At 55.7% G+C, this 19,180-nt stretch carries 13 protein-coding genes and 10 pseudogenes; 5 read left to right on the top strand and 18 right to left on the bottom strand.

All coding sequences use genetic code 11. From position 1 onward, the window contains the following. Positions 1-150: 150 nt before the first annotated feature. Positions 151-711, top strand: a pseudogene (locus ACOJB8_RS39150) (IS5 family transposase); the annotation flags it as partial. On the opposite strand, the pseudogene ACOJB8_RS39145 reads toward ACOJB8_RS39150, so the two are convergent. The 11 genes and pseudogenes from ACOJB8_RS39145 to ACOJB8_RS39095 all read right to left on the bottom strand — a co-directional run. Continuing rightward, positions 709-1,126, bottom strand: a pseudogene (locus tag ACOJB8_RS39145) (transposase); the annotation flags it as partial. The pseudogenes ACOJB8_RS39150 and ACOJB8_RS39145 overlap by 3 nt on opposite strands. A gap of 60 nt (positions 1,127-1,186) precedes the next feature. After that, positions 1,187-1,887, bottom strand: a protein-coding gene (locus ACOJB8_RS39140) for an IS6 family transposase (RefSeq protein WP_475017561.1) whose coding sequence is annotated in 2 segments (ribosomal slippage) — positions 1,187-1,620 and positions 1,620-1,887 — 702 coding nt in all. Because the reading frame shifts where the segments join, the coding sequence is not laid out codon by codon here. 79 nt (positions 1,888-1,966) lie between these two features. Beyond that, entirely contained in the window at positions 1,967-2,596 is a 630-nt protein-coding gene (locus tag ACOJB8_RS39135) for a GntR family transcriptional regulator (protein WP_475017559.1), read from the bottom strand. Positions 2,597-3,321: 725 nt separating this feature from the next. Further along, positions 3,322-4,389, bottom strand: a complete 1,068-nt coding sequence (locus ACOJB8_RS39130; protein WP_475017557.1) for an IS110 family RNA-guided transposase — start codon at positions 4,387-4,389, stop codon at positions 3,322-3,324. Between the two features lie 203 nt (positions 4,390-4,592). After that, positions 4,593-4,749, bottom strand: a pseudogene (locus ACOJB8_RS39125) (IS5/IS1182 family transposase); the annotation flags it as partial. A gap of 146 nt (positions 4,750-4,895) precedes the next feature. After that, positions 4,896-5,076: pseudogene (locus tag ACOJB8_RS39120) on the bottom strand (IS6 family transposase); the annotation flags it as partial. Between the two features lie 459 nt (positions 5,077-5,535). Next, positions 5,536-6,678 carry a M24 family metallopeptidase gene (locus ACOJB8_RS39115; RefSeq protein ID WP_475017555.1) on the bottom strand — a complete coding sequence of 381 codons (1,143 nt, stop codon included), beginning with the start codon at positions 6,676-6,678 and terminating at the stop codon, positions 5,536-5,538. A 104-nt stretch (positions 6,679-6,782) separates the two neighbouring features. Beyond that, positions 6,783-7,052: pseudogene (locus ACOJB8_RS39110) on the bottom strand (transposase); the annotation flags it as partial. 106 nt (positions 7,053-7,158) lie between these two features. Next, positions 7,159-7,992, bottom strand: coding sequence for a class I SAM-dependent methyltransferase (locus ACOJB8_RS39105; RefSeq protein ID WP_141710954.1), 834 nt, complete (start codon positions 7,990-7,992; stop codon positions 7,159-7,161). A gap of 609 nt (positions 7,993-8,601) precedes the next feature. Then, positions 8,602-9,621, bottom strand: a complete 1,020-nt coding sequence (locus ACOJB8_RS39100; protein ID WP_069269290.1) for an IS110 family RNA-guided transposase — start codon at positions 9,619-9,621, stop codon at positions 8,602-8,604. A gap of 281 nt (positions 9,622-9,902) precedes the next feature. Further along, a pseudogene (locus ACOJB8_RS39095) lies at positions 9,903-10,817 on the bottom strand (IS110 family RNA-guided transposase); the annotation flags it as partial. 207 nt (positions 10,818-11,024) lie between these two features. On the opposite strand from ACOJB8_RS39095, the pseudogene ACOJB8_RS39090 reads away from it, so the two are divergent. Then, positions 11,025-11,294, top strand: a pseudogene (locus tag ACOJB8_RS39090) (IS110 family RNA-guided transposase); the annotation flags it as partial. On the opposite strand, the pseudogene ACOJB8_RS39085 reads toward ACOJB8_RS39090, so the two are convergent. From ACOJB8_RS39085 to ACOJB8_RS39070, 4 genes and pseudogenes are all read right to left on the bottom strand, one after another. After that, a pseudogene (locus ACOJB8_RS39085) lies at positions 11,292-11,417 on the bottom strand (IS5/IS1182 family transposase); the annotation flags it as partial. The pseudogenes ACOJB8_RS39090 and ACOJB8_RS39085 overlap by 3 nt on opposite strands. Positions 11,418-11,487: 70 nt before the next feature. Further along, positions 11,488-12,399 carry an EamA family transporter gene (locus ACOJB8_RS39080; RefSeq protein WP_475017552.1) on the bottom strand — a complete coding sequence of 304 codons (912 nt, stop codon included), beginning with the start codon at positions 12,397-12,399 and terminating at the stop codon, positions 11,488-11,490. After that, on the bottom strand, positions 12,396-13,127 hold the full coding sequence (locus tag ACOJB8_RS39075; RefSeq protein ID WP_342922259.1) for a hypothetical protein: 732 nt from the start codon (positions 13,125-13,127) through the stop codon (positions 12,396-12,398). The genes ACOJB8_RS39080 and ACOJB8_RS39075 overlap by 4 nt, the downstream gene beginning before the upstream one ends. A 17-nt stretch (positions 13,128-13,144) precedes the next feature. Then, a complete protein-coding gene (locus ACOJB8_RS39070) occupies positions 13,145-14,527 on the bottom strand; it encodes a saccharopine dehydrogenase C-terminal domain-containing protein (RefSeq protein ID WP_475017550.1) in 1,383 nt (460 codons plus the stop codon). Between the two features lie 180 nt (positions 14,528-14,707). On the opposite strand from ACOJB8_RS39070, the pseudogene ACOJB8_RS39065 reads away from it, so the two are divergent. Beyond that, positions 14,708-15,536: pseudogene (locus tag ACOJB8_RS39065) on the top strand (IS3 family transposase); the annotation flags it as partial. A 203-nt stretch (positions 15,537-15,739) separates the two neighbouring features. On the opposite strand, the gene ACOJB8_RS39060 reads toward ACOJB8_RS39065, so the two are convergent. Both ACOJB8_RS39060 and ACOJB8_RS39055 read right to left on the bottom strand, forming a co-directional pair. Further along, the gene (locus ACOJB8_RS39060; RefSeq protein ID WP_141710944.1) at positions 15,740-15,943 is read right to left on the bottom strand and encodes a hypothetical protein; all 204 of its coding nucleotides are present in this window, start codon (positions 15,941-15,943) and stop codon (positions 15,740-15,742) included. A gap of 415 nt (positions 15,944-16,358) precedes the next feature. Beyond that, positions 16,359-17,419 (bottom strand): annotated as a pseudogene (locus ACOJB8_RS39055) (amino acid--[acyl-carrier-protein] ligase). A 121-nt stretch (positions 17,420-17,540) separates the two neighbouring features. On the opposite strand from ACOJB8_RS39055, the gene ACOJB8_RS39050 reads away from it, so the two are divergent. Together ACOJB8_RS39050 and ACOJB8_RS39045 are read left to right on the top strand one after the other, a co-directional pair. After that, positions 17,541-17,828, top strand: coding sequence for a hypothetical protein (locus ACOJB8_RS39050; RefSeq protein WP_475017548.1), 288 nt, complete (start codon positions 17,541-17,543; stop codon positions 17,826-17,828). Between the two features lie 124 nt (positions 17,829-17,952). After that, complete coding sequence (locus ACOJB8_RS39045) at positions 17,953-18,444, top strand: efflux RND transporter permease subunit (protein WP_475017546.1); 492 nt, start codon at positions 17,953-17,955, stop codon at positions 18,442-18,444. Here ACOJB8_RS39045 and ACOJB8_RS39040 read toward each other — a convergent pair. Further along, positions 18,378-18,860 carry a hypothetical protein gene (locus ACOJB8_RS39040; protein ID WP_475017545.1) on the bottom strand — a complete coding sequence of 161 codons (483 nt, stop codon included), beginning with the start codon at positions 18,858-18,860 and terminating at the stop codon, positions 18,378-18,380. The genes ACOJB8_RS39045 and ACOJB8_RS39040 overlap by 67 nt on opposite strands. Positions 18,861-19,180 lie beyond the last annotated feature (320 nt).

The following is a 19,180-nucleotide window of genomic DNA, read 5'->3' as shown; positions in this document are numbered from 1 at the left end:
CCTCAAGCTTAATCCGCGTCCCTTGAGGTGCGGCAGGTCCATACATGATGTCTAGACATCAAGCCGTAGGCGGCATGGCTAGACGAGAAATCAGTAACGAGTTGTGGGCGGCGCTGGAACCGTCAATTCCGGCATTCACGCCGTCGCCCAAAGGTGGCAATGCTACGCCGACTGCGCGACCACGACAGATTGATTGGGAACGGGCGAGCCTTGATGCAGCCAGCGTTTCCAGCCCCTAGGCCAGAAACTGGCCCCAACCCGACAGAGCGGGGCACGCTCGGCTCGAAACGGCACATCGTTGTAGATGCGTGGGGCGTTTCGCTTGCCGTCACGGTCACAGGGGCCAACCGGCACGACTCGATGGCGTTCGAGCGAACAGTCGATGCCATCCCGGCAGTGTGCGGCCTGAATGGCCAACCTAGCAAACGCCCGGGCAGACTGCATGCAGACAAGGGCTACGACTTTGCCCGCTGTCGGCGTTACCTCAGGCAGCGTGGAATCACGGCTCGCATCGCCCGAAGAGGCGGAGATAGCACGCAGCGACTTGGACGGCATCGCTGGGTTGACGAGCGCACGCATGCCTGGTTCGCAGGTTTCGGCAAACTGCGCATTCGCTTCGAGCGGCGCCTCGACATTCATGTCGCGTTGCTCTCCCTGGCTTTTGCCGTTATCTGCTCGCGCTTCGTGGATGACTTGTGTTCGCCGTTCTAAGCAACATCCGAATTTGAGGAACGCCTCAAGAATGTCGAGACGCCGCTCGAAGCGAATACGTAGATGGCCGAAATTACGCAGCCAGGCATGTGTACGTTCCACGACCCATCGGACTTTTCCGAGGGCACTGTCATGCAGGTGGCTGCGTCGCGCGGGTGGGAATACTGCGTTCGTAAAGAGCGCGTCGGCATTTGTCGTGGTCGTAACCCCGGTCGGCATAGACGCGGCTAGCGGCGGCTCGAAGGCCGCCCGCGCCTCCCGAAGATCGGCACAACGACCTCGATCAGCGGAACGAGATGGGCGTCGTTACGATTGGTGCCTCAGGATTGCCGCGATCGCCGCTCCATTGGCGTAGGTGGCGAGGTGGGTGCCTGCATCCGGGGCGCGCTCGATCGGTGGAGTTCGGGCCAGTTTTGTGGGCCCTGTCGCGATAAGGGTAACTGATGAAGGTAGTTTCCGATATAATGAGGATTGGTTACGCTGCCAGCGAGTAGTACAACTGCTCAGCTGCGCTCATTTGGATGTCGCCGTCGTTGATCTGCCCTTTGGCGATCATGCGCATGAACTCGATACCGCTGAGCTGGATGTGCGCGCAGTGGAAATTCCTGGACCCGGGCATTGGTAGAGCGTTGCGCTTCACGGCGCGGTTATCACGCTCGACTATGCTGTTCAAACGTTTTGTCTGGCGGATCTTGATCGGCGTGTCGCGCTCACCATTGATGGCCTCAAGCCCGGCCAGATTGGCGTCGCTCTTGTCGATGGTTACTGTTTCGGGCTCGCCATTTCTCGCGATCGATCGCTCGAAGTGGCGCCGGGCGGCGGCCTTGTCGCGACAAGCGCGCAACTGGAAGTCTACCGTGTTGCTGGCCTTGTCGACGGCACGATACAAATACTTCCATTGGCCCTTGATTTGATATATGTCTCGTCCCTGCGGCAGTTCGTGCGGACCGGACGCTTGTCACGCCGGAACGTTTTCTCCAAGACTGGCAGCAGCTTGAGGGCCCAGCGATGCACGGTGGAGTGACCGACGTCGATGCCACGCTCAGCCATCATCTCTTCGAGATACCGCATACTCAGCCCATACGCCACATACCAGCGCACGCACGTCAGGATTATATCGAGCAGGTTATGCAGACGTTTGAGCACACGGGCTACTGCCGGATTCAGGGTGCGGATGAAGCTTCCGCTTTGGAAAAGAAAATTTGGAAACTTTCGAACTGCTGCGTCACCGTACCAACTACACGACCTGCTCAAACTATGAGTTCGAACGAGTGATACGCGCGCGACCGAATGAGATGTAGTTCCGGTGTACTAGTCCAAGAGCGTGCGTGTCCCCAGCGCGAAGCGCCAAGCAACATTCCTCCAGTTCTCTGTGGAGGTTCTTAGTCTCATCGTCCCATGAAAGTTCGACGATATTGAGCCGAAGCCGCGATGCTAGCAAGTAACAACGGTCATGCGTTTGGCGAACTTCCCCGTTCGTTATCAGACCATTGGTTACGGAATGCAACCCATGGAGGATCTGCCAGAATGCTTCGAAATTCGGCGGCTCGTGTTGCAGAGCCCTCGCTCTCAGGGCCAGTCCTCGCATCCGCTCAAGCGCTTTGGGAGCGTATGCTGGAGAACAGAAGTCGCCAAGTATCTCGCTCAATCTTAGCCAGAATGCGTAAGTGTCAAGGTATTCTCGAAGATCAACGCCCCTGACTATCGTGCCAACGCCATTCTTGGTTTCCACGAGGCCTTCATACTCGAGCCTCTGAAGATTTTGTCGGATCGGCGTGCGACTGACCTGGAATTCATCCGCAAGTGTCGTCTCCCCTAGTACCGTGCCGGGGGGGTAATACAGAGTGCAGATCCGATCACGTAACGTCCGGTGAATCTCCGACATCTGATAGCGGACTCCTGATATCTTGTCCACGGCGCCGGCACTTGACAGCTTTGTTTTTGCAACGCGTCCCATCAAAATATCTCCCTCGGAGTGAGGCATTAGAAGAATGGTCGCCTGCTACAGCGTGACCAAGCTTCCCCATCCGTTGCCGTAACATTGGCAGTATTGGACTGTTAAATCCCAAAGCGGTTAGCCCCAACCGTACATACTTCACATCGCACCGCGAATCGTAGCCTGCCGGCGCACCAATCCCGCGCGCGGTTCGGAATGTCTCTGGCAAACCGCCGCACCTTGGTTATCGGGGCAGCGCAGGCCGCTGATTTCCAGATACCGAAAGGAAGCAAAAATTATGCACACTACCGCGCTCGCGATCCTGCCGCACGTACCGCCATGACTTGATGAGTCTAGACTGCGAAATCATAAAATCATATCGGCAGACGCTCGTGACCTGATCGCCATAATTAGCATTTCCGCCATACTGCCTCTATGAACGCGTCCCGTTTTGCAACAGTTTTCGTTTGTTCAGACTGACAGGATGGGTTGCAGCTCTCTATCCGGCCTTCATGCAGCCGATATAGCCGCTGCGGGCCCCTATGAAATCCGCTGACTCGCTCCTCATTCTTACCGCGAGTTCGAAGCTCAAGACAGTATGCAGGTTTAGCAAGTCCCAGGTCCTACCTGACTGGTCATCACAATCGATTACTGCGCAACTTTCTCGACGACGTTCACCCTGTGTTGAAGCATTGAACTTCTATTTCACGAGCACTTTTTAAGACGGGCTTTACACTGACGTAGTCCGTGCAATATGGCCTGTCGTGAGCAAGTACCGCCCAGATTGTGTGCACCATCTTGTTTGCCAGAGCGACGACTACGACGTTCTTGGGTCTGCGCCCGAGCATCTGCTCAACCCACGGGCCAGGCTCCTTCCTGTGCTCCAGGACCGATCGCGCGCCGTGAACTAGCAGGGTGCGCAGGTATGTGTCTCCGCGCTTCGATATGCACTGCAAGATCACCTTGCCTCCGGAACCCGTTTGCCCGGGTACAAGACCGGCCCATGCCGCAAACTCTCTGCCTGAACTGAATGCCTTCGGATCGCCCATGGTCGCGACGGCTACTGTCGCGGTCAGCAATCCCACGCCTGGGATTTCGCTGATGGCCTTGACCGCCTTGTCCTCTTTTTTCCACTCCCGCATCCGACGCTCAATCTGCGCGACCTGCTCATCGAGCTTCGTCAGTCCGTTCCACTGCTCGCGAAGTGAGTCGATCACAACTGCTGGCAGTCGCTCGGCAACCCGTTCCAATACCTCTGGAATCGCCTTGTCAAGCGCAGCACGGCGGCTCTTGCCCATCACCTCGCCGTATTCCGTCAGCAATCCACGCAGGTTGTTGACCTGCATCGTGCAAAACTTGATGAGTTGCTGGCGCATCCGGTGCAGCGCCAACATCGCCTGCTGCGTCTCCGTCTTCACCGCAACTGGCTTGCCTGGTTGCTGAACCGCCAACCAGATCGCGCGTGCATCAGCAGCATCACTCTTGTTTCGAATGTTGAAAGCCTTGGCAAATTCAGCCGGGATCAGCTTGACGTCATGTTCCGTCTTGATTAGCTGACGTGCCCAGTGATGCGCACCGCCACACGCTTCCATTCCTATGAGGCACGGCGTACGATTCGCAAAGTGCTCAAGGAACTTCGCCCGCTTGATCAGCTTGTTCACAATTTCTCCAGTCTCCAGATCGACGTAATGCAACTGGAAAACGAGCTTGGCTACGTCTACGCCCACCGCCATACTGTTCATCGTGGATCCTCCGGTTGCCGGGAAATGCGTGCATTTCCCATTTGGGCACATCGATGCCGTTGGCCCGTGAGGGTCCACCTTACTTCTGCTCTCACATTCACGGGTGGGACGCGTTCATTCATTCTTTCAGCCGCGTTGTTGCATAAATCGAGCGCAAGGACAAGGTGACCTCCATGTACTCGATCTCAGGCAGTGAGAACGGACTACGGGCGAGCGAGTGCCGCCATGCGGTTGAGCACGCCTGCACGAATCGAAATTCGGTTGCCTGAGAAACGATCTCGCGTGCCACAGGCACGAGTCCGTGAGGATCTTGATCCGGTACATCAGGGTCCCAGCCAGCGAGCGACGATAGTAACCACTCGCCTACTTCCAGTCACCCTGTCAAGTTCGCAAAGCCGATTTCAAATGTGCCACAAAAGTAAGACATCCTTTTTGACCTATGAGGGAGAATTGCACGTCTGCCCAGACGTACTATGCGGACAATCTTGCTTTGGGTTGTTCCCGATGGCCGCCTGCATCCGCTGTTGGGGCAACGCGAAGTGCTGACGGATCGGACCGAAGCGCAACAGGAATACCTGCGTGCTGGCGTGGATCCCGGAAATCCTGCATTTGCGGCTCGCGCCGGCGCGTGGGATGACGACTGTTTGCAGCGCAGTTGTTCACGCGGGCCGAAGCCTTTAGAATTACGCTGGTGAGTGTTGGTACTGATATGACTTTGCGTGTCAATCGCGACACTAGTTTTCAGTTTATTGCATTGTCGCATGAATTTCCTGAGGGCGGCACAGCAGCAAGTCTCGACGGTGGATCACACTGATATCCGCGGGTTGGATACCGCATTACAGAGGTTCGCCTCATGATCATCCTTCAGAAAGTGGCTCGGTTATGTAAAGTTATCTGGGACGGAACACTAGACCCGAATCTGTCGCGCGGAGCTCGTGCGGCATGACTTGCGTGAAACGGAGCGCTTCCGCACGCACGACGGCCTTGCGCTGGTTGAGATCGCCGTCGACCAACTGGACGTCATACCCGAACAGGTACGCGTCATCCAGCACCGGCGCGGATTATCCCGCGTGGACTGCTCACAGAATTCGTGCTCGCAGGATCACCACTGGCAAAGAGATATGGTAACTAGATCGTCCATGGCGCTCACACCACCGTCAGATTGCGCGGGTAATCGGTCAGATATTCGAACCCATCCGCCGTCACGACGATCGAATCTCCTACCCGCCCACCAAACTCTCCTTCGATAGTAATGCCACCGTCGACCGCGAAGGTCATACCGGCCTCCAGGGTCCGCTGCTCGCCGCGTTTGAGCTCCGGTGATTCAAGGAACGAGTAGCCGATCGAGCGTCCCGTCCGATATCCCGGGGCAAATCCTGCGCCCCGATAGACCTCTTCAGCGGCAGCATTGACATCTTCACAGCGCACCCCCGGTTTGATTTGCGCGAGTGCGGCTTGCTGCGCCGCAACGGCAGCGTCATAAACCCGCGCCTGCTCATCAGTCACAGATCCGACGAAAAACTCGCGGTCGAATCCGAGCTTGTAGTTCTTGAAGTTTGCGATACCACAGAAGCACAGATAGACCGGGTCTCCACGCTTCATTGTTCGAACGGAGGATCGACGGTGCACAAGACAGACATCGCGTCCGGACTGGAGGATTTGAAGGTTATAGATCGTCGGTGAAACGAATCTATCCTTGTGTTCATCGAGGAGTGAAGCGGCTTTTCGGGTGCCTCCGGCAATGACTGCCAACGCAATCTCGTACTCCGGGACGCCCGCGCTGATGACCTCCTTAGCGGCCTCGACCATCGCAACAGCTACCTGCCCAGCGTGCCGCATAATCGCAATTTCGCTTTCTGACTTGATCGCCCTCAGATCAAGAATGATCTGACCCACATCGACCAAGCTGCCTGCGTCGACGGGCAGTGCAGCGGAAACGAGAGGCGGCATTCTCGTGAGCTCGATCCCCACTCGCTTCGCCCTCGAAGCCTGCAGTACCTCTCGCAGCGGCGTTCGCCATTCGTCACCAACACCATCGGCCCAGGGACGGATATCTTTGATCCAAGTCATCAGACCGCACATTTCAGATTCCATCAACGGCGTGATCAAGACCGGCTCACGATCCTGGGAAATCACAATCAGAGTAGGGCGTCCGAACTCAACGCCCAGATAGTTCCAGAAGCCCCCGAAGTAGGCCACTGCGTCAGGGTCGCTAACCAACGCCGCATCGATATTGGCGCGACGCAGTGCATCACGCAGTTTGCCCACCCGGCTTCCATATTCATTCACTTGTTCCCCTGTTAGCTGAATGCAGCTAGTACACGACCCGACTCTAGGTACACCAATTGGGCATTTCAACTGGTCTACTCGGGTAGACAAACTGGTTCCGAGACTTAGCGTTCTGTCCCAGAAATAACTTTGCATAGCCGAGCCACTTTCTGGAGAATTGAATCGGCGGTCGCGGTCCATACGAATGGCCGGCCGTGTTGGTTGTACAGCTCGATACAGCGCTCGATGCTGGCAACGAGTTGGCGCACGTTCCTGAACGACCCTCGACGGATCGCCTGCGGTATAACCAGGCCGAACCAGCGTTCAACCTGATTCAACCAACTTGAGTAGCTCGGCGTGAAGTGCATGTGGTAGCGCGTATGCCTGGCCAGCCATGGAAGCCGTCTCTCGTACAGCTCGCGGTCCAGGGGCCCCCGTTCAAAGCCGGGCAGTTCGGCGTCGACGCTCGGAACGGAATAAAATTTGCCGGGACTGCGGCGACTAGTTCTCTGACGATTTTTGTTGCCAGAATGATGACAATTTCGCTTGCGGAACAACAGATTCATCGTCGCTTCGAATAATCTTGCTTAGATCATAACGCAAATAGTCTTCGCGACTCTTGGGAGATATCCCTCGTTTCAATAATTGAACTGAAAGATATTCTTCCCACGAGAAGGCATCTAATCCAAGGTGATGATTAATGTGTCGCTGGTCCTTTATGTGTGTCAGAGCAAACCATTGATGTCCCAGCGGGTGGGGAGCATCGATGAGAGTGAAGTCTAACCCGCATTGCTCAGACAGTGAACGAAGAGTCGAAGCCTTGTAAAACTGAACATCTGGATATGACCACTCTGTGCCGATGCTGTCCGAGTCTCCAGCCAGAAAAGCCCCCACGAATTTTCCATTAGATCGCAGACTCCGAGACACTGATGTTAGGCACGTTTCAATCTGTGTCATGCTCGCGTGCATAAAGATTCCGGCGGCAATTATGTAGTCAAACTGACAATTGAAAACGGATGCGTCGAAATTTGCGTTTAATGAAAATTGGGCTCGCTTTAAACTAATGAGTGCAGAACCAACTTCCGCCTCGATGCCTTGCAGAAGACACCATTCTTCCGGCTCAAGGCCAAAATAGCGACCAGGGTTGAGGTATATCAAAGGAAACCTGCCGCCACGAAGCGACCCACATCCGATATCTAATAAAAAGTGATCCTCTCTCAAGCCCAGCAGAAGCAACGTAACAAACTGCACGGCACCTAAGCGATCGTAATAGTCAGGCGGACCTACCCACGCGCGATGATCCCTATCCCCCATTACTTTCTCTTGCATTTCCATATCGCTTTCCTTAAAGATATTACTCTATTTTGATCTGTGGCCAAACGAGTCGACCTGCCTGACGAGCAATTGTCCCAACGCGGGAGCCTCGAGCCATCCCGCTTCGAGGTTATTGCCGCTATCTGGAGCGGCATCCAAAGGGCGCGCGTGGCGCCGGAAAGCATGCAAGAGCGGTGCCAAGACGCAGTCGGGCGGGTGCATCGCGCTCGACAGCGTCGAAATTGTCGGCGGATATGTCATGCCGACGCCCGATAGTCGACAAAGCTACCATTGCGGAGGGGCTTTCCAGAAATAACGACGAGATGCTGATATGACCTTATATGAACGCCTCCCTTTTGCGAGGCTTTTGTGTGCTCCGACATCACCTAGGTTGGGTTGCTGCTTTATATTCGGCCTCATTGCAGCCTCACAGGCTGCGGGTCCCGATGAAATCCGCTGACTCGCCCCTCATTTCCCGTAAGAGCTCGGAGCTCCGAGTCATATGCAGGTTTAGCAAGTCACGGTCCGACCTGGTTCGTCATCACACTCAATTGCCAACGCAACCTTTCTGTTCGAGTTGTCTTCCCACGGTGGAGAGTCGACGCGCTCTCCGTGTGATCCGGAGTGCGTTCACGCAGGTTTCATGCTCGTGAAGCCCTGTTCGTATTGCCGATCATGGGCAAGTATCGCCCAGATTGTTCGGGCCATCTTGTTTGCCAACGCTACAAGCACTACGTTGGGTGGTCGCCGTTTCCCGATGCGTTCGACCCATGCTCCCGGGTCCTTTGAGTTATAGAGCACGCCGCGTGCGCCGTGAATCAGAAGGGTCCGCAGATAGGTATCGCCCCTCTTGCTGATTCCCAGCAGGACCACCTTGCCGCCGGAGCCCGTTTGTCGGGGTACCAAGCCGAGCCAGGCCGCGAATTCGCGGCCCGATCTGAACGACTTTGGGTCTCCCATGGTCGCAACCGCGGCGGTTGCCGTGAGCAGGCCTACGCCGGGTATGGCAGCAATGGTCTTGCTCGCCTTGTCCTCTTTCATCCACGCCCGCAAACGTCGCTCGATCGTGGCAATCTGTTGATCAAGCTTGCTCAAGCCGTTCCACTGCTCTCTGAGTGTGTCGATCAGTACCGCAGGCAATCGCTCTGCGACTGTTGCCAGCACTATCGGCATGGCCTTATCGAGCGCACAGCGACCTTTTCCCATCACCTCGCCGTATTCGGCGAGCAAACCCCGAAGACAGTTCACTTGCATTGTGCGGAACTTGATTAGTTGTTGCCGCATGCGATGCAGCGCCAGCACGGCCTGCTGAACTTCGGTCTTCACGGAACCCGCTTTCCCCGGCTGCTGCACCGCAAGCCAGATTGCACGCGCATCGGCCGGATCGCTTTTGTTGCCGATATTGAAGGCTTTGACGAATCTGGCCGCCATCAGCTTCACCTGGTGGCCCATCTTCGCAAGTTGTCTCGCCCAGTGGTGCGCTCCGCCACATGCTTCCATGCCGATCAGACAAGGTTCTCGGTTTGCGAAATGCTCGAGGAACCTTGCCCGCTTGATACGTTTGCTGACGATTTCACCGGAATCCGAGTCGACCCAGTGCACCTGAAAGATGTTTTTTGCAATGTCCACTCCCACTGGCGTGAGTTTCATAACATCCTCCGATTGATGATCGGTTACCGTCGCAAGAATCCACCATGCTTTGTAGCTTCGACGGTAGGTGGGAGGCGTTCATTCCATTTCTCGATCCAGTCTCGCAAGCTTTTTTCTGAGCGCCGATCGCTTTTCGGTGAATCTGCTGAGGGCGGCCGCCTGTAACGTCGACGTACACGGCCACGAAGCATACCGACGATAGAGGCATTCAACGATCTGTCTCTCCGACGGCAGCGTTCAGAACGCGAGAGCGAGCACGTCGACTATGACGCCCCGGTGAAGGCATATGACGTCGAGCAATGGTGACGGTACGACCATGCCGCTTCAACCAGCAGGTGACGCGCATGGCCGTTGCCGGCCTTTGTGATGCTGCCCAGCCTGCGTCTCTGGCCCGAGGAATGTACGGATGGCGTCAGACCAAGCCATGCAGTTAGCTGCCGCGGGTGATCGAAGCGTGACAGATCACCGAGCTCGGCAAGCAAGCCGATGGCGCTGGTGAACTGAATGCCACGTAGCGCCTGGAGCGCTTTGACCGCCGGATAGAAACGCCATTGTGGCGCCATCTCGCGCAAGGCCGTCTCGAGTCGTTCGCACTGCGCGAGACGGTCTTCAATGGTCCGGCGGTATTCTTCGAACGCAAGCTGTTGCCAGTGCGAATCGAACGAGTAGCCGCTGATCCAGCGCCGGTGTGCAGGCCCCCAGTCGGCGCGGCCGGTATAGCGCACGTCGTGGGCGAGCAGGAAGGCTTTGAGGCGTTGCCTGGCCTGCTTCAGATCCTGTTTGGCGGCGCCCCAGGTGCGGACCAGGTCACGAAACGCTTCGTCCTCGACGGTGGGCACGTGCACGGGCGACAGATCTCCAGCTCGAAGCGCGCGTATCAGTTTCGCTGCATCGCGGCGGTCGGTCTTGACCCGCTCGCCGGGCTTGCGGGGAATCAGTGACGGCGCGCAGACCATGCAGGGGTAGCCCTTTGCCGTCAACTGGCGATGAAGGCCGTAGCCGCAGGGGCCGGCCTCATAGACGAACAATACGTTCGATGCTTTTGACTGCATGCGCTTGCACAAGCGATCGATATCATTGGCTCGAGGCGCAATCTTGCCGAGGGCCTCTACTTCGCCAAACCCGACAGAATACGCGACCACGATCGAATCCTTGTGAACATCCAGGCCGACAAACACCGTGCTATCGTTATTCACGCTGACCTCCGTGCCGGAAACAGGTTGTCGAGTATTGGCTTAGACCATACTCTTGCGGCTCTGGCATGCGTGCTAACCCGCGTTTCACCTCCGCGCGGCGGTCAGCCTCGTGCGCAGCGAAAGTCATACTGTCTATGAGGAACAGCCCGCGTAAGCCCCCAGGAGTAAAACGGTTGATCTGAACCGTTTTCCGGAAGGAGCACGCAAATGGCCGCACCCGAAAGAACCTTGGACGCACAGGACACCGCGATCACCTGCAGGCTGTTTGTCGCCTTTGAATTGGGCGAAAAGAACTGGAAGCTGTCACTCGGTGATGGCGTACGTGCTCCCAGCCGTTGCACGGTAGCGGCCGGCGACACCGCTTCCGTCCTGACCGCTATCGCGAAAGCCAAAGCTCGCTGTCATCTGCACCCTGACACCTTGGTGGTGAGCTGCTATGAGGCGGGCCGCGACGGCTTCTGGTTGCACCGTTGGCTAATGGCAGGCAGCAGCAAGGGACAGCAACGCAACATGAATGTCGAGACGGCGCTCAAAGCAATTCCGCAGTTTGCGGAAGCCGGCAAACCATGCATGCGTGCGCTCGACCATCCAGCGATGCCGTTATCTGTTCATGCTTCGTGGATGACTTGTGTTAGCGACTCTTAACAGATGATGTTTTTTCGAGTCTCTCTCACATGTCCTGGAGTGATATCACTGCTACTCCTACCACGATCACGATGATTGAGAAAAATTTTCTAACTACGCCTCCGGGAGAAATATCCTCGGCGATAAATTTTGGAAACAGCTTCGTTGCCAGGAACCCAAAAGCCAAAACGAACAGCGGGTGGATACTGACGACTACCGAAACCAAAGCTGCACCGCCTCCCGCAGCCAGAGCGGCCATGAAGAATACATAGCCCCCAACATCAAAGATGTTCGTCGCCCCGAAAATTCCGATTTGCTTATAGTTCAAAACTTTTAGATCATCAATGATGAGCTTTCTCCATTTCGGAACCAATAAAAGCAACATCCCACCAAGGGCATAGCCAGCAAAGTTGAAAATCAGCACCGAGTGCAAGCTCGTGACTTTCAATATCTCATCTGAAATTACAGTCGAGACAGCTCCCAAAAAAGCAGAAATTAGCAACACGACTACGTGCCGGGGGTGCCCCAATCCACCAATCGTCTGCCTAGACATGCATAGTATTAGAATACCAACGACGATCAAAGCGAAGCCAGTCTGTTGCCTAGATGTCGGAATGGCATGAAAAATCAGCACTGATGCGGCCAATACAAATATTGGTTCAGATTGGTGAATCGGAATCACAACCGATACATCCATATCCCCCAAGGAGTAGCTATATGCAAAGTATTGTAGAAATATTGCGAGACCAGAGCATATATTTATCACCACCATATATAAGTCTAGATCGGCGGGCCGGAAATAGGCATAAATTGCCATCGCAAAAAAAATATTCCCGATGCTCAGCAAGAAAATGAACGAAATCCAACTGGATGCAATATTAGTGATTGCAAACTTATCAACAATATATGAGAGACTCCAAAGCAGCGGTGCCAGAAGGGCAAAATATAACCAGGTCATTTCTCGCTCCCGAGAACCTCAAGAATCGTATTTTTGCTATCGTTCAATAGCTCATTCGAGAAGTCATCGGTAACATGATCAAAAATAAATGTATTGTTATATCCGAAACCATCAGAAGTTTCGAAGCCAACTATTTTGTCAAGGATTGCTGGAAGCTCGCCAAACCGAGATGAGTGGTTTTTCTTCAAAAGCTTCATAGCGTTGCCGTAGTGCGCCGCTTCATCTTTAGTAGCATTACGAATCCATGCGGACAGACAATCAGGCCCAAGACTATCAAAAAGCTTGAAGTCCTGCTTATAAGCCCGAGTGCTAGTAACTTCATCGAATGCAATTGACGTCAATATGGTGAATTCATCAACCATGAAGGATGAAATCGATTCAAATTCCGGCTGTCTGGATTCGATTTCTTTGTCGATATCTTCTTCTCGGAAACCATACAACACACTATTGATCTTTCGAAGACCTCTATAGTGGTTTTGTTCATCCAAATGCCAGAGGCATGCGAACTCTAAGAAATCATCGCTCAGCTGTAAATCACTTCGATTCATGAGATATATCAAGAAGTGCTTGGAATCAAACTCAGCGCTCATGTCATGCCAAAAGTGTTCTTGCCGTGATTTTATGACATCCCTAGATCCGGTGATGCGTTCGGGAGTCAGATATTTAAGTAACTCAACTGAAGACCAGTCATAACTTTTCAAGCCGATTGACGATTTTAAATAGCTCATGATTGCGCTCCCTGCAATTATTCCATGAAGTTTTGAAACTGCCACTTATCAGACGAAGCAGTGGAAAATAGCCCTTTATCCTCTTCCACAGGACTCCAATCAGTGTATTCCCCCAGCATTTCGCCTAAGTAGGGCTTTGCATTATCTAGCACGAAGCTAAAGTCCATCTCTTCCGCTTCAATGATCCCGCAACGTGGATTAGCAATTGCCCATTTCATGCCTGCTATAACACCGGCCACGACTTGCAAAGAGGTAGCAGAGCTTTCAGGGTTGAGCTTTTGAGCAACCGAGTTCTCCATGTAGAACCCAAACCAATATGCATTTTTCTTATGCCCCATCAGAAGCACGCCAAGATAATCCCCTCCCGAGGCGATATCCGGTCCTTGCAAAATTCTCCCTTGTGCCTGTGGATTCCAAGAACAACCACTAAGCTCGTGAATGGAAAGTATAGCGTCATTGCAAGGATGGTAAGCATAATTGACCGTAGGCCGATAAGCGGCTCGCTCACCTTCAAAGTACGTTAGATAATCCGACAGAGAAACAACTTCATTATGAGTGATCAAAAAGCCTAAGCATGGGCCAAAAGCAGGAGTCCAGGTTTTCAATCTGACCGAGGCGCCCGGGCGGTTCAAATAGATCGCGCTATTGCAGCCTGTAGTATGCCGCTTCCCCTCTGGCGGTAAGCGAAGTTCATGAGTCCCCCAGCCTAACTCAGCAGGCTGGCAACCTTCGCCAATAAACCCATCAATTGACCAAGTATTTACAAACTCGCCAGGCCGCTTAGGCAGTTTTGCAATCTGGGTATCATGCTCCGCAATATGGATTATTTTCACATCTAGATCAGCAGACAGCTTCGCCCACTGCTGACGAGTTTGCGGGATTGGCTGGCTTATTCCGTAAATATCATCCCGAATATTCAGAAGTGCCCGCTTTACGAAATGAGACACCAAACCCGGATTTGCGCCGTGCGCTACGATAGCTGTAGGGCCATCTTGACATTTAGCCTTCAACGTAAGCATGGCTTCCCTGAGGGCGTAGTTGGTACGCTCTGCAGGCTCTGCATCTGCATTTACATAATGTCCGGCCCATGGTTCAATGCATGTATCAATATATTTTGTTTCTTTCTGCTGGCAAAATGAAACCAGGTCGACACTTGAGACATTGACGGACAGGTTGATTACAAAGGAGTCGGAATCCAGGTCGCTCAGCAAGTCTTCAAGATTTTCCTTAGCGACGCTCGCCGCCACCCAAGTTACAGGGAAATCGAAATCAGCGCTGAGCCTCTGGGCGCCATATGGATCTATTACCTTAAGGCTTTCAATTCCGCCCCCGAACTCACTGAGCAAGTTTGGCATAAGTGCAGATGCAATGGTTCCGTAGCCAATCAACACAATCTTCATGAGCATTCTTCCTTGACAGGAATTTGCGAGCGGACAGGGAGATATACCTCGGCAGGGAGGCTGATCTGCCGTCGAAATCCTGGACAGAAATGAGTGTTAGTGTTTCGGAGCAATTTTCCCCATGACACGGGAGGTTGGCGAGGAAACGCAATCAGTATTCGGTGGAGCAGAACGTGGCCGCAGCTGGGGAGATCCGAGCAGACGTATTACCGCTGGAAGAAGCTAGATCTGGGCCAGGAGTCGAACTAGGGTGCGTGAGCTGAAGCAGCTCCAGGACGAGAATGCGCGGCTCAAGAAGCTGGCTGCGGAGCTCAGTCTGGACAAGGCGATCCTGCAGGATATCGCCACAAAAAAGTGGCCCTGCACGCGCTGAAGAGACAGGCCGTGACCTACGTCATGCATCACCTCGGTCTTCCGACGCAGCGGGCGTGCCGTCTGGTGCGGCAGGCGCGCAGCACGCACTACTATCGCAGCGTCAAGGATCCGCAGAGGGCGCTTCGGCAGCACATGCGTGAGATTGACCCAGACCCGCGTGCGGTATGGCTACCGACGCGTTCACGACTGCTCAAACCCGAAGGCTGGCGCGTGAGCCGCAACCGGATCTACCGGCTCTACGCTGAAGAACAGCGGCAGTTACGCTCGAAGTTGCCCAAACGACGCAAGATGGTGGTGTCGCGCCGTCAGCGTTGCGCGCCGACGCGCCCCAACGAGGTCTGGAGTCTGGATTTCGTGGCCGATCAACTCGCCAATGGCATCTGCCTGCGAGCCTTGACGATCGTGGATGTCTTCAGCCGTGAGGCACTTGCCATTGAAGTCGGACAGCGCCTGCGTGCAGAGGACGTTGTGTCCGTGCTGAACCGGTTGGTGGCCCAACGTCGGGCGCCGCGATGCCTGCTCGCCGATAACGGCAGCGAGTTCTCCGGCCGTCCTGCTAGATATGTGGGCGTACCACTACAAGGTACAGATCGACTTCAGCCGTCCGGGCAAGCCCACCGATAACAGCTTCATCGGACGGGTCATGTCGGTAGCATGACCATCATTCCGCATTTCTTCGAGAACGCGTTCCTGGGCGGCTATCCGAAATCGTGCGCGAACCAGACCCCGGTGAACTCTTCTCAACTGTGTGCGTTCGCTTTCGAGATCCATGGCCCCTTCCGAACGGCCAACATTTTATGACGAACGTTTGCCAGAACCCGGTTGTTGCGTCATCCGCTAGGTGGGGCCACTGCAGTAACTCACTTTCTTGCTGCGGAAAGCCTCTCCTTTATCGCCGTCCCCAATGATTGAACAGAAGACAGCACTAAACGCGTCGACCGGAACGCACTCATGTTCCAGCGCGGCGGCGGCATTTTCCGCCACCCCGATTAGCATAGCAATCAGCACACCGTTACACAGCACCTTCTTCATTTTGGACAAGACCTGATCCTTTCCAAAAAGTTACCAGGGTTTCAGTCCTGCGACTCGCGCCACTGTCGGCAGGCAACCATGAACCGCACTTTCACTGCGCGTGATTCGTCTCCAAGCACCTTCCAGGCCATGTGGGGCGCAAACGCCCGGAACCGCCAGTACAGACGCTAATGACGCGTTGGCGTCAGTCAAATTGCGTCGCGCACCTGCGTCGGCTATCGAACAATGATGTTGGATTCCCTACAAATAGCGCATGATTAGACCGGCCGCACCGAACCGGCGACTGTGAAAGAGCGAATTCGTCCTCGCCGACAAATTTCGGTCATCGAAAATCGCCAGCGGCCACAAGCGTGAAGGCGATCCTGGAACATCCTGGACGCTTTCATCATCGTGACCTGCCCGCAGGATGAGCGCCTCCGCGTCATCAATAGATTCGTTGTTTTTCGTCGCCGTTGACATCACTTCCGGGTGCGTCAGCCGGCTGTCGCCAGCATTCTAGTTCAGCAGCAATGCGCTCGTGACTATCGCCCCAGAGTAGTTGACGCACGTCGTCGGGCCATGCATCGACGTCGCACCCGTGATGATGCAACAGCGCAAGTGCGAGCCGCTCCATTCCGAGTGCGATGCAGGCCGAGTGCGCGATGGCGCCATTCGCGCAACGCAGTTTCCATATCCGACCGAAGTGGTCCATGTGATAGTTGAACGACAGGCAGGCGGTTTTGCGCTGCGGGTCCGTTACCGGGATCAGCAGTTCGAATTTCAACTGCTGCGCGCGCTGACTGTCCGCGACGATCTTGCCGCCGCGGCCGAAGAATGGGTCGTTCGCGACGTCGAATTCGGCGGGCAGGCGTAACATACCTGTAAGTGCATGGCCGCGTTCGATCCACGTCGTGCGAAAAGCCTGAACATCTTCTGGCGAGCCAATCCGCACATACTCGCGCATTCTGAACATTTGCATGCGCGTCGGGTCCAGAGAAGATTCGTGACGGAAGCAATACGACAGCACATCTATAGTGAGCGCATTTTCTGGTAGCGGGCTGCGTCGCGCGATGACCGGATAGACCGGATAGCGCGCAGCGGGTGTGAGCACAGCGCGCGTTGGCTTTTGCTGGGCTAGCCAGGCGTCGCTTCGCTCGTCGCCGGGATCGGATGGCACGTCGTTGAGCGCCCGCAACAGGCGCCGATGGTCTCTCGCTCATCACCGCAGAACGCGTGAATCGTGCCGGCGAGGTGCGGAAAGTTCTTCAAGTATTCGCTGTCTTCGAAGTCCTTGCGTGGCACCGCTAGCGGGAAGCGCAGAACTTCCGGATGCTGGTCCGCAGCCATGCTGGATATCAGCCAAGTCAGGCGTTCGACGATGCCTTCGTAGATATGGTAGTGTCCATAGAGGCCGTTTTCGCCGGTGTCGACGAGCAGGCCGGCTGCGATCAACCGGTCGCGCAATGGCTGTTGCGCATCGGATACGGGGGGCACCACCGCGTGCATACTCAGGGAAGGAAGATGCGACAGGTACGCTCATGTCATGCCTCTATTGATAGTGACGGGCGCTGCGCAAGTAGCAGGCTGGCCGTGTTCTGGTCAATCCGGTCGTTGTTGATAATCAGGGATGCAGAATAAATGTCGTGCGGATACCGGCCGACCCTATAGCGGCCGCCATTCCGGTATCTACAACCTGACACTGCACGTGCCGAACGCCTCGGTGACGAACCGGGGAGCACTCGAGCAACTGACGCTGCCGTCGACGTCTGGCGCAAAGGTCCCTCTCGGTGATGTCGCGAAGATCTCGCTGCAGATAGGCGAAAGCACGATCACGCACGAGTTCGGCAAACGCGAGGTGACGATCCGCGTCGACAACCGCGACCGCGCGCTGTCGGACTACCTCGCCGAAGCGTAGCGGAAGATCGATGCGAACGTTCACTTCGACCACGAGAAGTACCACCTCGAATGGGCGGGTACATTCGAGAACGAGCAGCGCGCGCAGAAGCGTCTCGCGGTTTCATTCCCTGATCGTGATGGGCATGATGCTCACGCTGTTGATCGCGAACTTCGGCAATTCGCGCCAGGCGCTGCTGGTGCTCGGCGTCGTGCCGCTCGCGACGCTCGGTGGCCTCGTCGCACTGAACATCCGCGGCGAGACGCTGAATAACGCGACCGCTGTGGGGTTCATCGCACTGTTCGGGGTCGCGGTGCAGAACGGGATCATCATGGTGTCGAACATCAACCGGTTGCGCGGGCAAGGCCTGCCACTACGCGAAACGGTGACGACCGGGGCGCTCGAACAGTTCCGGCCCGTGCTGATGACCGCGACGGTCGCGACGGTGGGCATGCTGCCGGCTGCGCTCGCCACCGGGGTGGGCACCGACGTCCAGCGGGGTCTTGCGACAGTCGTCATCGGCGGCCTCGGGATCGCGACGCTGCTCACGCTCTATATCCTGCCTACCCATTACCTGGTCCTCGAACGCTTCGTCGAAAAACGCTTGGCGAACAAACCGGCCGCAGAAGAGGCATAACCATGGCTAACACATTCAACCACCCCTACGGGAAATGCGGGGCGGCGACAGTGCTGGCCTTTGCGCTCGCAGGCTGCGCGGTCGGTCCGGACTTCAGGACGCCGGCGGTTCCTGCGGCGACCGGCTACATGAAGAACGCGCTGCCAGCCGAGGTCGGCAGCGCGGGGGCGGGCGGCACGCAGCCATGCGCGCAGGTTGATCACCAGCTTGATGGCGTCGAGCCTGTCGGTCTTCGCGCGCCTCTTATGGCGCTCAACAGGGATGCTCGCGGGATCGATCACATGACACTCGATCCCGCGAGGCCGCAGCGTGCGATAGATCCAGAACGCATCCGGGCCGGCTTCGTAGCTGACGACGACACGCACATCCGGCGCCAGAATCCACGTGGCCTTGTGCCGCTCGATGAGGTCCAGCACGGCCTGCAGCCGCCCCGCAGCGTCTCGCTCGGTCACAGATGCACAGCTGGCCGGCAACGCTGCCCGTCGTGTAGCGCGACCTTCCATTTGGCCGCGGCAAGCTCAAGCGACACCGCAGGCACGATTTGCTCTGTAACCGTTGTGTACGCTGGTTCTGCGCGCATGATTCTCTCCTATCGGCCTGGGTCGACGCACATATTTTAGGCGTCGACCAGGTTGTCGAGGCGGCCGGGCTTCATAGGATCTTTCATTCGATTACCCCTACCTAGACATCATGTATGGACCTGCCGCACCTCAAGGGACGCGGATTAAGCTTGAGG

The organism is Paraburkholderia sp. BR10141 (assembly GCF_056155635.1).
This window is presented reverse-complemented; position numbering and strand designations above follow the sequence as displayed.